This window comes from Vibrio sp. 10N.222.48.A3 (assembly GCF_041475345.1).
In the GTDB taxonomy this organism is placed as follows: Bacteria; Pseudomonadota; Gammaproteobacteria; order Enterobacterales; family Vibrionaceae; genus Vibrio; species Vibrio tasmaniensis_A.
This window is the reverse complement of the sequence record NZ_JBFRVX010000474.1, coordinates 1-14,386: the sequence shown is the minus strand read 5'-3', so window position 1 is coordinate 14,386 and position 14,386 is coordinate 1. Positions and strand designations below refer to the sequence as shown.

The window sequence follows — 14,386 nt, the reverse complement described above, 5'->3', positions numbered from 1 at the left end:
TGTTCACCCTACGGCTGTGAAGTCATTTTTCATACAGGTGATATTTTTACTGAAGTTTCTTTCTAATCGATTTTCGAAGAATGTGTACCCAGATTCAATTCGAATAAGTTCAGTTAACGTGTTAACAGGTGAAGCAAAGAAAATTAACTTCCAAATGGACTCGCCGAAATTATCATAACGTAAATTGATGGTGAAATAATTACCGATAATTGATAAAAGGGCTTCTAAATCAGAAGCCGCTACAATTTCTAAGTTATTGATAATCCCCAATATTCACTGTGAAGATAGGGCAGGTACCTTTAGCTGTTAATGTACTTTAAACTTTCCTACCATTTTTTTTAGCATCTTGGCCTCGTTCTCTAACTTATTACTTGAGTCATTGTTTGAATTTGATAAATGAGCCGTTTCTTGTGTTGATTTAGAAATTGCATCGATACGGTCTTTTATTTCCGATAGTACACAAGTTTGCTCCTCGGTTGCTGTTGCAGATACAGTATTTATTGCATTTATTTCCTCAATACTCTGAGAGATTTCTGTAATTGAATTTAGCATGGCATTCGATTTTTCAATGGTCTGAACACCTATAGAAGCACTTATTTTCATAGCATTTACAGCTTGCGAAGATGTTGAGTTTAACTGCTCAATGACATCAGCAATTTCCCTTGTGCTTAATTGTGTTCGACTTGCAAGGTTTCGTACTTCGTCTGCCACAACAGCAAATCCTCGCCCCTGCTCTCCGGCTCTTGCTGCTTCTATGGCAGCGTTTAATGCGAGCAAGTTGGTTTGCTCTGCAATTTCACTAATAACACCAAGGGCGTGTGTTATCGACCCAACATGGTTGTCCATATCTTTAACAACTTTATCTGCTGCTTCAATTTCGGTTACTAAAGATCGAATACTCTGAATGCCACTATCTGCAGTAGCCAGCGTAGTACTTGCATGTTTTAGTGCTTCGTCTGCGTTCTGAGCTGCGGTAGCTGCGTTGTGGCTAATTTCACTTGATGCTGTAGACATTTGTTCCATTGCTGTCGCGAGTTGTGAGATGTCGTCATTAGTGTGGTTAATTAACCCATCAACTTTATTCGTTTTTTGCTGGATTGATTGTGAATGGGAATTTACGGAATTGCTAGAATTGCTCACGGAGCGAATAATGTCGTTTAATTTTTTTATGAACACATTGAAGTTTTTACTGAGAGCGTTGAGTTCTTTCAGTTTCGAAGATTCGACTCGCTGTGTTAAATCGCCTTCACCGTTCGCAAACTCTGCAATTCGTGATGTCAGGTCGGTTAGGGGGTTAAGGATGCTTTTGGATGTATAGACGATGATGAAGGTCAATAGCATTAAGGAAATAATAGTTTCGAGTGTAAGAGTAAAAAATATATCTTTTGCATTTTCAGCTGAGATTTCGCTCAAAACCTGAATGTTTTCTTCAATTACATCGTAGTAAACTCCAGTGCCAATAACGAGGTCTAATTCAGAGATGTAGGTTGAATAGCTTAATTTTGGTAGTGGTATATTTGTCCCAGGCTTCGGGAAGAAATATTCAGTAAACTCTTTACGTTTAGCATTCACTATTAGCTGCTTAATGAATAAGTTACCGTTAGTGTCTTTAGCTGAATTGAAGTTTTCACCAACCCCTTCGTCAGAGGAGCCAGAAAAATTCCTGATCCCTTGGCTAGAGTAACCAAATAGATACCCATTTTGGCCAAACTTCATGTACTTAATTATTTGGATGATTTCTTCCTTTCCCATTTTTCTCGCGAGCATAGCGTATATTGCTGTTTCTGCCTGTTCAACGTAGTTGGCCAGTTCATTGCGCTTAATGTTCATCATTTGAGTTCGTGTTAGATCTTCTTGTATTGCCGTGCTTGTGTCGGTTTTGTACTTAACCATGGCAAGAATAGAAGTAGATAAAATGATGACTGGTAATAGAGCTATTGCGAAAAGTCTCGATTTGATTGATTGGAACATGTTAAATCCTTTGGCGTGTGATAGTTGCTTCTGAGCATTTGTTTAGTCAGCTATATCGTTGCTTAATTCTTGGTTTATACGTAGTAATTTAAACATGAAGTATACCCCATGCTTGTCGGTTATTAGCCAGATGTTTCAATGTAAATGTAGAAATTCTGTTACCAGGTATTTAGGGCAGGGTAGGGGTGTGGCGTGGCGTGGCGTAGAGAGGTAGACGTTTTTTAGGCATAAAAAAGGGCATTTATTAATGCCCTTTGGTTTTTATTAGGCTGTTAGCCATCCGAGTCTCACTGTTTTCTCATGTAATCTTTGACGATTTCTTTTAGCTTATTATCGGTAAGAACGGATGATATCAACATTTCAGCGTCCAGCATTTCATCATTACTATGTTCATTTAGAACAATGGTTAACGATGGCTTGGATCTTGACCCAGAACGAAGAATACTAGCTTCTCGCTTGTCACCATCCAGCTTTAAATTCTGAGCCTTTGGTCTTGATGGAGATTTAACTTTATTAGCTTGTTGGCATTCATCCATCACACTCAACTTTAGAACCTTAGCGATGTTTTTGACGTTGTTAACGGGGCCGCTTGTTGGTGCATTGTTTAAGGCCTCACTAACAGTTGACTTAATGGACTTGCCGATAACCTCCCATTTCTTTATAAAATGGGATTGAATGGTTTTAATTTCGTTTAAACTATCAGTGTGTTCTACTGTTCCTTCTAGCTTCTTGCTTTTGAGCTTTTTATTGAGCGCCATAACATCGTCTAGCTTTTCTATTTCATCTAAGATGGGCTTAAGAGCTGCGATGAGATCGATAAATTCTGAATTGGAGAGGCTGTGGATGTCTTTCCCTAGAAACTCAACCAAAAAAGCGAGTGGTTCTTCTCCCATACAAATATAGCTTCGAGCTTGAACCAGATATCTAGATGAAGAGAATATTTCTTCGACCGTATTGGTTTCATTTAATGATTTGTCTGCATTGTCTACGAAGCGTTGATATAGTGCGTCGGCCTTTTGAATGAAAGATAGGGGTTTGTGCGTGTTTTGCAGTATGTTGCTCAACTTCCTCGCTTCAATGTTCGTCATCGGTGTTGTAGATACAAATGTTTTGTAGGTTAAGTTTTCTAAAATACACACTTCTCGACGGCGTTGAGAGTCAAGAATTTCGAACTTACCGTCTTCGCCTTTCGGTTGGTTAGCAAAGCCTGGTTGAACATTACCGCCAGTTAAGACAACGGCGTTGTAAAGCTTGCCGAGATTGTCTTTGTTTAACTGTCCCTTGCGGTCATTTTCTAAAGCAATTGTAGTATTTGCTAGTATCTGTTCACGACCAACAAACTCTTTGTATTCGCAAACAAACTCTTTTTCATTTAAGTTGAACGTTAATTCAGTACCATCTTTGAGAGATCTGCTGGATAGTTTGGACGTATCCACACCCATTTCACGAAGCAGTTCCAGCAGGTCGAAATCTTGTTGGAACTCCGACAGCACTTTTTTGGCTGCATTTAGTACATTGCAGTTATCATTTTTGAATGAAGCAAGTCTCATGTTTCGCTTCTTTTCAGCTGTGCTTTCGTCAGATTCGTTTTGTGATTGAACTAGAATTGACTTATCTTTCATTTCCTTAAAAATATCCATGATTAATCATCCCATCCTAACCAAAATCGGTATTCTTGATATAGTTCTTTCGTTAACTTTAGAGCGTTACGAACCGCTACGGTGCTCGTATCTAAGCAGTGTAAAGACACACCTAAATCACTTGCTTTTTCATACGCAGTAGAATATTTAATGCGTGTCTTAAAGTGATCAGGCATCGCTTTTAGTACTTTATTGGCGTTTGTTTCTATAGCGGCAGGTTGTTCGCGATGCAAAGTCACTAAAGGTCGCATTTCAAATATGCCGCAATCATCTGGTAGTAATGTGTTGCCTAGCATTTCGAGCACTTTAAAGAAGTCTTTAAATGCTTCGATGTCAGTCGAGCGGCCTGTTACTGGAACAATTACGTGCGTTGCCGCGTACAATTGCATCATTGTCTGGACGTTTGTATCGGGGCTGGTATCAACGATAATTTGGTCGAACGAATCAAGTAATGGCTCAATAATGCAGTCCTTAAAGGTGGTCATTATTAGCTCTTTCGCTTCATTCATGCCGGATGCTTCGGCAAATTCTTTGCTGTAATGCAGTGTGAAGAATTTATCCATTGATGAAGATGGCAAAATCTTAATGGTGTTTAGCTTATGATCGAGCATTAGGGATTCAAGTTTTGCTTTTAATTCAGCTTGCTTTGCGGGCTTTAGGCGTTCCTCGCGACTGAGTTTAAAGTTCTCAGTCATAATATCGGTCATCGTTTTATCTACAGCTTTAAGCTTTTCATTCGATTTTAATGAAAGTGTACCTTGTGTATCACCATCAAGCAGGAGCGTTCGAGGGCGGTTTTTAAAGTCAAAGTGGGCTTCACATGATAGAACGTCGGCTTTAGTTGATTTTCCTACACCGCCTTTTCCTTGGTGAACAACTATAACTCGACTTTTCTTACCGGTTCTCTCTTTGATGGTTTTGATTCCCAATTCATCGGCAATCATACGACACATTTCCACATCAAATTCATAGGGAGAGCGAACCGAATTTGTTTTTCTTGGGATGACAAAGCCTTTTTCTTCCAGAGCTTTGCAGGCACTATCAATGTGTTCGTTTGTTAAGCCAAGGTTTAGGGCTAGTGCTGCCTTATTGAATTTAGGAGTAAAGATATCAATCTCATGCTTTTCAGAAATTTTGGTTTCTTTGGCAAGCTTGATTTCTTGGGATTGCTTTACCCACGTAGCTAATCTGCTATGTAATTTAGAACTATTATCCATTTTTGCCATCCAAGTAGTAAGGTGTACTTAACATATTGAGCTTAGTTTAACGATTCGTAAATGAAATGACAAATCCTCAATTTAAGAATAAAACATTAAATCATCGACGATTCGTGATTTGTGAGCGTCTTCATATCTTCCAAATTAAAAAACCCAAGGCGACATAATCACCTTGGGTTTATCGATGCTTCTACATAGCTACTTAATCAATGAGTGTTAGGAACTCAGCTTCAGTGATAACTTTAACGCCTTTCTTTTCTGCTGCTTCAATTTTCTTTTGGCCAACTTTGTCCCCGCAAATTAGGTAGTCCGTTCCTTTGACGACACTTTTTTGCACTTCACATCCAATTGACTCTGCCATTCGCTTCATTTCAGGCCTTGGTACAGAACATGTGCCAGTGAAAACAACTTTTTTCCCACCTACACTTGTAGCCGCTGAAATAGCTTCTTTTACCTCGATTGCTTCTTTTGTATGAACGATCACGTTAGCGTAAGTATCCAATAAAAAGGGTAGTGCATTGCTTTGAGTTAGAGCTTGAGTAACAGAAACACTTGTTTTATCGCCAAATCCTTCGATACTTTTAAGCTGTGAAACAGTTACGTTGTGAATATCATTGATTGAGTATTCGGTAAACATGCGCTTTCCAGAACGCTCACCAAGTGTACTTATTCCTAATGAAGCGATTAATCGATAATCTGGCATAGGTTCTGATTGAACGCGTTTAAGTTCAGCCATGATGTTATTTGCTTGGCCTTCCCCCAGCCCACATGACATGTAATCAGATATTGTCATCGAATATATTGATTGGATGTTATCAAATCCACCAGCAACCAGTTTCGCCACGGTAGCTCTTCCAAACTGCTGTGCTTGTACGAGTTCGAAATGATACATAATGCTTGAACGAGCCTTACCTACACATTCATTATTTGAACAGTACCAGTTAGCTTCTTTCTTAGTTCCCAGTTTCGTTTTACCATTTTCTTTTGACACAACTCTGATATCACGCTTATCAATCGAAGATCCGCAGTGAGGACAGTGAAGAGGAAGTTTCGCGTCATCTGAACCTACAAGCGTGCTTTGGTGGCTTGGGATAATTTCACCTGCTTTAATTACACTGACCTTTGCACCAATACCGATCTTATTTTCAAGTAATTTCCCAACGTAATGGCCTGTCATCTTGGTAACCATTGAACCGTCAATTTCAATCGGATTTATATGGATAAGTGGTGTTAAGACGCCACTACGACCAATTGGATATGTAATGTCAACAACGGTAGAAATAACACCTTCCCCACGTTGTTTTTTTGCCACTTGCCAGTGATTATGATGGCTGCTTGCTCCAAGGTACTCTTTAATTTCAGGATCTACTACTTCATATACAACCCCGTCGATAGGATATATGCACTCATTACGAATGGTATTTTCTACTTGTTGATGAGTCAGCGAAAATTCATTAAGGGGCAATTCAATGTTTTTCATATCTTTATATAGAACTAGATGAACACCGCCATTCGAAAGAGTTGCCTTAGATTCTGCACTTAGGCTATTAGCATTAACAATCCCAATAACGACACTCAATGGGTGAGACATATGTGAAAGATTTATATCGAAATACGCTTGGGGCATTACTATTTCACCAACGCCGTCTATTGATGAGTCCCCTTTGATAATCAGACCATGATCAAGAAGATGGGTGATTACGTTTCCAACATTTCCATTTCCACGAGTTGCAAGCAGTGGTAGGGTTTTATAGCGACAAGCTACGCCGTTTAGTTTTGCCGTTGCCCTAATTGTTGGCATAGCAATACCAACATCTTTTGCTGCTGATTTGATACGCTTAATCCATTTGCTTATATCTTCATCAAGATAAGCCTTGTCGGTGCTCAACATTGGAGATTCGTGGTGGTACTTTTGACCATGAAGTACTTCAGGCTCTACGGTTAGTAAGTACGGGTGCGTAGGTTCTTCAGCTTTAAGTGATTCAAGTAACAAGTCATATTCGTGATCACTCACTAAAGGATTACCCATTCGATATGCAGCATTTAGATCTTTTAGCCTAGTTACAATAGCGTTAGTTTGCATTTTTTTCTCTTTTCGATAAATTTAAAAATTCGGTAGCACAGTGGCTTGTTATTGAGTTGAAACTGTTGTTTTGTCGATGTGTTTAATGCTTTCAAAAATTGCGTGGTCTATATCATCAGCTTGGTCAATTAGTGATAGTTCAATGTCATATAGTTCCAGAGGTATATCTTTGTGAATGCTGATTAAAAAATCCGCATGTTTCGGGTTACCTAAATCCAGAATCATGTAAATCAAATCTTCAGGTTGATCTGTTGGGCATTTATATGAGCGTTTGTATTCCATCGAGGCAACATCCTCTATTGTGAGGAATTGCGACCAAACGATTTTTAGAGCGTCTTTATTATCTTCTGCAAATGAACGTTGCATAATGAAGTTAACGCGTCCCATGAACTTACTAATAGGTGCTGCTTTTTGAAAACTTACGTAATCAGTCGATTTGTTTAATCGCGTTTTCATAGCCTTAATGTAGGATTTAGCAGTTGAGCGTCGTCCCTTCATCGGCTGAATCCCACCACTTTCCGCAATTTCAGCTAAACGTTCAATTTTAGGAGCAATGGTTTTCTTCAAACCAGACGCAACAATATTCCAAGACCTTGAAAATCTCCCACACTCATCAATTAGGTTGTTACAGCCAGCCAATTGATACACAACGTAAAAGTCTTCACCTAAGTTACTGTTCAGTTTTAGAGATACTTTCCCCACTTCAATTTGATGACTCATGCTATTTCTCCAACTCTTTAATTTGTTTCTCAAGCGATTGAATTACAGTTTCTAATCGAGAGGGTGTGCAGCGTTTGCTTGGTTTACGACCGTAGACTAGGTGAACGTCATTTCGCACCTTTAACTTGCTTCCCTCTGCTGTAGGGTTATGAATACGATGAAGTTCTACATGCTCTTTTTCGATCTCTAGAAGCGTTAGGCAGTCTTTAGCTATATCAAGAGTGATTTTTAGTTTACTTAACTTTTCGTCAGCTGATTCAGAACGGTTTTTATTCAAAAATAGCGGTGTAAAAACGGTTATGAACGCGACAGCTATAGCGGTTAGAGATTGAGAAAGAGTCATGCTTATCCCCTGTGGTTAGTAAGAGATTAAATAATACAACTATAACAAAATCATGTCAATGTGATTTTGTTATAAATAAAAATTAGCATTTCTATTATCATTGTAAATTGAATTGACTAACAAACTTTCAAGTATGAAAAATTACTGCTTTTAGTCTTCACTAGCAGGGGGTTGGGCTTGCATTTGTTCTTTAATTGGTTGATTATTTTAATTCGAGATTATAACGAAAAGGTTTTTGTTAATGCTTAGGGATAAGTTGCGAAACTTGCTAGATAGCAAGTCTACTAACGATGACACATCTGATTATTCAGTTCCCCTATCGCAAGATGATGAATTGAATGAATCACAGGAAGTCTTAGCGGAATTGCTCTTGCAGTCGCCGATTAAAATTCACGATCCATTGCCGCAGATAGTTGAAAGGAGAGATATTTTCTCACACCGTCTTGAAACGCGGGTGTATGTGGAAATGATTGCTGAAAAAAATCATGGTGTAATTATTAGACCAACATCAAATGAAAAGGTATGTTATCTAACAGCCGACTTGTACCTAGCTTACTCTCAGAAAAAAACCAAGCTTGCAGTTGCTACATTTTCAGATCTTAAAAACTTACAAAACTCAATCCTAATGAGCGCCAAGGTCAGAAATGTCATCTCTCTTAACGGCGTTCTAACGCTATATGGCGACGTATATCAGTTAAAAGACGTAAGAATTAACCCCATACCTAAGAATGGCATGTGGCGTGAATACGGAGCATATTCAGGCATTAAATCAACACACATCCCTAAGTTGGTCATTGACGCTATCCAAAATAAAAAAATAGGAAAAGCGGCGGTTAGTAAGCTCTTTGCTCATTTAAGGGTTTCAAACTTAGAAGAATACAAATCTTTAATTCGTAAGTTAAATATTGAACCGAAATACGATAATCCACAGAAGCTTATCATTGATACACATATCGGCCTCGATCACTCATGTGTGCGCGCAAAGCAAGCTTTGGAAGTTCTTGCCACTTCGACTATTGTTCAAAACTATAAAGGCGACGATTCTCAATACGCAATCGAACCGGTTTCAGTGTGTTTGGAACATTTTGCTGATGGCGTAAAAAGCCTTCACTTCCAACCAACTAAAGAGCAAATAAAAATAGCCCTTAATATTTTGGCAAGTTATCAAAGAGATTTGACAACGAAATCGTTAATTTACGGTGATGTAGGATTTGGTAAGACTGCTGTTATTGCGTTAGTTATTTATCACGTAATTACGTCAGGTCGAGATTGTGTTTTATTGTCACCGACAGAACATCTAGCATTCCAAACCCATAAGGTAATGACCTCCTGGTTTAATAACATTCAAGAAAGTTTTCGTTTGGTAACTCATTCGACTGATGTTCGATTGATGGCAAATGCTGAAGACTCAACTATAGGTCGCTGCTATATAGGTACGTCTGCGTTACTGTTTCGTGACGATGTAACATTTAAACCATATCTTATTGCGGTGGATGAAGAGCAAAGAATGGGAATCTCACAACGTGACCACTTCCAAAAGCAGGGCGCACATTACATCGCACTAACGGCTACACCAATCCCCAGGACTGTAGCTCAAACTTTAATGTCTCATTACAAAACGTATAATTTGACCAACTGTTTTGTCGAAAAATCATTTTCGGGTGAACTTGTGATGGAGGAAATGGGCAGGCAGCATACGTTTAAGATGATAAAGCAAGCGATCATAAATAAGACTCAAACTCTCATTGTTTGTCCGTTAACGACTGACTCTGATGCGATGGAGGGTTTTAAAAGTGTCGACAATCTTTATGAATCGTTGTCTGAATATTTCGGAGTCGACAAGCTTCGTTATGTCCACTCTAAACGAACGCCTGAAGAAAATGCTGAAAGTTTAAGGGCTATTGCTAATGGCGAGGCCGACATATTAGTTGCTACAACGGTAATAGAAGTAGGAATCGATTTACCCTTACTGAAGAACTTGATCGTTTGGCATCCAGAAAGGTTTGGTTTGACTCAATTACACCAATTAAGAGGCAGGATTGTAAGGCAGGGTGGTCATGGTCATGTGACGATGTACTCACCTACTCACCTGAACTCTGAGCAGATTCAGCGTCTTAAGTATTTTGCAAAAACCACCGATGGCAGTTTGATTGCTGAATTTGACGCTAAACGTAGAGGTGTGGGTGATATTATCGGTAAAACTAGCGCTCAAAGTGGCCAATCTCTTCCCACATGGATTAGACATCTTACTGTAGATTTTGAAGCCTTAAGTGATTTGAAGAATACATTATCTATCAAATAATCCACCAGCACGCATCACTGCTGGTGGATGCAATAAAAAACCTCCATTTGTTTAAAATTAATTGCGACAATTCCAATTTGGAGGGGTTGAGATAATTTTTCCAAATTAAAAAAAAGTTAAAACCCCGAGAATTTTCTAACAAAATGGTCGATTACTGTGAATATCGACATTAGGTTCCAAATTAAAGCTGAATTATATTAATGAAATCATTTGACGCGTTTTTATTAATGCCCTATATTTAAGTTGTCAGCAGGTAACTGCTACAAACATCTGAATTATTGTAAAAGGGTAAGGTAATGAACGATTTCAAAAATAAGTTTAAAACAGCTACTGCTCAACGAACTTTTACGCCGCGTCTAAATCGCGCTGTTCGTGTCTCTTCTTATGATCTAACGGGGGATAGTTACGAGTCGCACTTTGTGATCGGAAAAGATCTAATCACTAAACAAGAAGTAAAGATTTCCCTCACTCCACAATCTACAGCAACGGCAAGTGGTCACTCACGTTTAGAACTTGCTCAAATTGCCGATCCAACTTCAGGAAAAGTTCATGTTGCTGTGGGTGGGATATTGATTTTTGAAAACTGCCGTATGAAATCAGGAAATCATTACATTTCGGATTGGTCTAACGCTGTTCAGCATCATCCAGAGAAAATCCATGAAACCATTTCAATGGGTTATTCAACGGTAGTGCTACAGCCATCACGATTAGATCCGCGTAATGCAAATAAGCCCATGTACAATACGGCTTTTGTTCGACGAGCTGAAACTAACAAAGCAATGGCATTCTCTTGCAGTTCTACAAAGGAACTTTTCCGATTCATCCAAGAGACACTGACTTTAAATGAAGGAGAGGGTGGAAAACGTCCTGAAGCGATTATTCGATATGTTGATAGAACGGAGGGTGAGGTAGATGTAGGTTCTGTCATTATTACAGCTCCTACAGAAAAAGTTGAACAGGAAAATCAACTAACGGCCAATCGCGTATGTGATGCTGCTAAAACAATGCGATATCTATTTGCCGAACGTAATGATGATACGCACAGTTCTGTGACGGCATTGCAGCTCATCTTCGAACATATGGCTGAAAACCCGACATTACCTATTGAGCAATTTATGGTTGAAGTCATACCGGTTGTTCGTCGTAATTTTGGATCTGAGAAGCGTAAATCATTCTTCGAACTGGTAGATGACGAGCGCTCAGGTGGCACCGTTAAGAGAAATGCACGTTCAGCAAAAGGGAAAACCGTTTTTAGTCGATACCACATCCCAAGGACTAATGGTGAATATGGCTATGATAAAGTTTGGCTTCCTTCGTTTAGTTCTGAACTATGTGCTTTTGACACGGTAATGAATCAAGGAGTTGAATCCCGCCAACCTAAAGATTATCGCTTTATCCGTGATATTTTCACAACTGATGTTTTCCCCAAGGGTTTTGAAACGGACTACCTACCGACCAAAAACTATTCAGATAATTCGTTTATGGTAGAACGTTACAAAGCATCCACTAATGCTGCGCAAGAAAAACCTACTAACAATCAGAGAAATGGGGCGAATCAACACTCTGTTCAACAGCAGCAAGTGGAAACGGTTTCGCAAGCTCCAAATCAACAGCAGACACAATCAACTCACGTATCGCAATATGTAGCTGAACCTGCACTAATAGGCGACACCACCAATGAAGTTTCTGAAGATGAATTATTCGGTGAGTTAACGGAAATGCTTAATCGTGACGCGGCATAAGAAGTAGAGAAGGAGCTAAGAGAGTAGGATCTCTTCGCTCCTTATTTTAATTATTGATGTGAGAATCAAAAATGAATATAGATATTAATACATACTTTGAGGGTTTAAAACACTTGCTCGAAAATTCCCCGAAAAACCAATGGCATAATATTTGTCAACATTTAGGGTTGAGGTTTCATGTGAAGTAAAAAAATAGCCACTCAAGGAGTGGCTATTTTTTATGACGGCATAAACTCTTCAAGAATAGAAGTAGTTGAGAGCTTGCTCTAGGATTTCTCTTTCTTCCTTGTGATTGAGGTCAACCGTATTAATCAGTTTCTTTGATTTATCAGTCGCCGCGTTCATGTAGCGAGTGGTGGAAACAAACTTAAAAGCGGTTACAAAAAAAACGCTGTCAGTGTTGCAGATTAACCCTTGGATCTCTCTTTGTTCATCAAATAATTGAATGCCAGCTTTGATTTCACGGAAGTAACCAACACAATCTGAATTAAAAAAATGAGCAGTTCGAGCAAATTTCAACCCGTTAACAGTAAAGAAACTCTTTCTCATCGTATTTATCCTTTTGATAACCTGGGCCATACAACCCAGGCTTGTTCTAATTAGAAATTACTGTTCGATACCGCAGTGTATTAGGATCTCTTTTAACTTATCAGGAGACTCCATTGTAAATGATCGGTTTATACCACCGCTGCACCTCATATCAATAGTTCCACCAACAACCTTCACTGTCGTAGCAAGGGCTAGGATAAGTTCTAAATTCGACATACTTCTTGGGCTAACATCCAAATCACTAAAGACTTTATCTAGTTTTTTGTCACAGATTTCGGCTTGTCTCAAAGCTCCTTTAATTTTGCTAAATTGATACATTTGGATATTGCTAGAGTTAGATATAGAGAAAGAATGGTATTTAAGTTCGTACTGAATTGAAGCAACCGTTTCACCAAAAGTGGCTTTAATCAGATCTCCAGAATTATTCCAATCAGAGAAGCCCTTTAGCTGGTGTTCAGAGTAGGTTGTTTCTGATTGATGTGGGATACGCTGAAACTTAGTTACTTGTTGAAGAATAACACTGTCATTGTATATGCGGAGAATGAATTGATTCATAGGAGTCTACCTTTAATTAAAATCGTCTTAACTGCTGTTAATATTACATTTATAATGAAATCGTTGCAAACGATTTTATTGAAAGTTCAGTTTACACTGGTGATAGTAAATCAGTAAAATAGAAAATCATTAGTTTAAATAATCATCAGAATGTTGTAAGTTAAGCGGAAGACACATCTATACGATTTTTTGTACGGTTAGCGGCAAGAGCAGTTAGGACATCAAAAAATTTATAGTCTGAAATTAAAGGAACTTCATGACTTTAAGTGCTTCTGCAGTCGCAGCCAATTTCGAAAACTTTCAGCCTTATGTGCAACCCATCATCAATGTTGCTACAGGTGAAATTCAATCATACGAGGTTTTGACTCGATGCGCTGATGTTGTCGATGTTGAAAAGTTTTTCCGTGAACTATCTCCGATGCGCGGAGCAAAGCTTTCTATCTTAATGCTTACTCAAACTATGAGCGCCTTTCAACAGCGACCAATCCCACTTCAGTTCAACTTATCAGCAAGGCAACTCTTACACCCAGACACAATAAAACTAATCCAGACAACACTAGAAGGCAGTTCATATCCGCAGGGGTATCTCACTTGTGAGCTGGTGGAATATGATGGAGAGTCAAACGATAACTTATGCTCTGTTATGAACTCAATGGGTAGCTTAGGGTTAAAGTTCTCATTAGATGACTTTGGGACTGGTATTAATGCCTATGAGAGATTGTTAGAGTTACCAATTTCACAAGTTAAGGTTGGCCGCTTTATAGCTAACAGTATTTGCCACTGCAAAAAGAACCAGCTTATTGCTAAACATCTCGTCGATCTTTCTGTTCTATGCGGCCATTCGGACATTGTATTTGAGGGTGTCGAAACAATTGAGCAAGCCAATATTATCAGGAGGTTGGAATCAACAAATAAACTCTTGTTACAAGGATACGTTTTAAAAAAACCACACCCACTATCCTGTGTCGACCTCAATAATACACAGCAGTTCGCAAGCGAAAAACTATCACTATCAGCATAAACTAAAGCCAACTAGAGCTCCCTTATCACTCTAGTTGGCTTTCCATATATGTTCACCACTACGCCTCAATAATCTCTTTACACCCATACGTTTAAAAATTATTAATCTTTTTGGAATTCTAGGTTTTTACAAAGAAAACGCCTTAATTTATCATTTATTAATAAAATCGTGTTGACGCGATATTATTATAAATGTATATTTTTATTCAACGGAGCACGAAGCGCTCATTTCTGAATGTAACTG

General features: G+C 38.7%; 11 protein-coding genes. 3 read left to right on the top strand and 8 right to left on the bottom strand.

Annotated features, from left to right (window positions below):
- Positions 1 to 306 precede the first annotated feature (306 nt).
- The 6 genes from AB4653_RS14175 to AB4653_RS14150 all read right to left on the bottom strand — a co-directional run bounded on the left by AB4653_RS14175 (position 307) and on the right by AB4653_RS14150 (position 7,974).
- Entirely contained in the window at positions 307 to 1,971 is a 1,665-nt protein-coding gene (locus AB4653_RS14175) for a methyl-accepting chemotaxis protein (protein WP_102257422.1), read from the bottom strand.
- Positions 1,972 to 2,258: 287 nt separating this feature from the next.
- The gene (locus AB4653_RS14170) at positions 2,259 to 3,611 is read right to left on the bottom strand and encodes a hypothetical protein (RefSeq protein ID WP_102257421.1); all 1,353 of its coding nucleotides are present in this window, start codon (positions 3,609 to 3,611) and stop codon (positions 2,259 to 2,261) included.
- 2 nt (positions 3,612 to 3,613) lie between these two features.
- Entirely contained in the window at positions 3,614 to 4,828 is a 1,215-nt protein-coding gene (locus AB4653_RS14165) for a ParA family protein (protein ID WP_157936391.1), read from the bottom strand.
- 202 nt (positions 4,829 to 5,030) lie between these two features.
- A complete protein-coding gene (locus tag AB4653_RS14160) occupies positions 5,031 to 6,911 on the bottom strand; it encodes a BRCT domain-containing protein (RefSeq protein WP_102257419.1) in 1,881 nt (626 codons plus the stop codon).
- A gap of 48 nt (positions 6,912 to 6,959) precedes the next feature.
- Positions 6,960 to 7,631, bottom strand: a complete 672-nt coding sequence (locus tag AB4653_RS14155; protein ID WP_102257418.1) for a hypothetical protein — start codon at positions 7,629 to 7,631, stop codon at positions 6,960 to 6,962.
- 1 nt (position 7,632) lies between these two features.
- The gene (locus AB4653_RS14150; protein WP_102257417.1) at positions 7,633 to 7,974 is read right to left on the bottom strand and encodes a hypothetical protein; all 342 of its coding nucleotides are present in this window, start codon (positions 7,972 to 7,974) and stop codon (positions 7,633 to 7,635) included.
- A gap of 241 nt (positions 7,975 to 8,215) precedes the next feature.
- On the opposite strand from AB4653_RS14150, the gene AB4653_RS14145 reads away from it, so the two are divergent.
- Positions 8,216 to 10,276: a helicase-related protein gene (locus AB4653_RS14145; protein ID WP_102257416.1), complete on the top strand. Its 2,061-nt coding sequence runs from the start codon at positions 8,216 to 8,218 to the stop codon at positions 10,274 to 10,276.
- A 296-nt stretch (positions 10,277 to 10,572) separates the two neighbouring features.
- Entirely contained in the window at positions 10,573 to 12,018 is a 1,446-nt protein-coding gene (locus tag AB4653_RS14140; protein ID WP_102257415.1) for a hypothetical protein, read from the top strand.
- A gap of 237 nt (positions 12,019 to 12,255) precedes the next feature.
- Here the strand turns inward: AB4653_RS14140 and AB4653_RS14135 are convergent, their stop codons facing one another.
- Together AB4653_RS14135 and AB4653_RS14130 are read right to left on the bottom strand one after the other, a co-directional pair.
- Positions 12,256 to 12,567: a hypothetical protein gene (locus AB4653_RS14135; RefSeq protein WP_102257414.1), complete on the bottom strand. Its 312-nt coding sequence runs from the start codon at positions 12,565 to 12,567 to the stop codon at positions 12,256 to 12,258.
- A gap of 57 nt (positions 12,568 to 12,624) precedes the next feature.
- Positions 12,625 to 13,122 (bottom strand): hypothetical protein, encoded by a 498-nt coding sequence (locus tag AB4653_RS14130; RefSeq protein WP_102257413.1) that lies wholly within the window; start codon positions 13,120 to 13,122, stop codon positions 12,625 to 12,627.
- A 256-nt stretch (positions 13,123 to 13,378) separates the two neighbouring features.
- On the opposite strand from AB4653_RS14130, the gene AB4653_RS14125 reads away from it, so the two are divergent.
- Positions 13,379 to 14,143, top strand: coding sequence for an EAL domain-containing protein (locus AB4653_RS14125; RefSeq protein ID WP_102257412.1), 765 nt, complete (start codon positions 13,379 to 13,381; stop codon positions 14,141 to 14,143).
- Positions 14,144 to 14,386 lie beyond the last annotated feature (243 nt).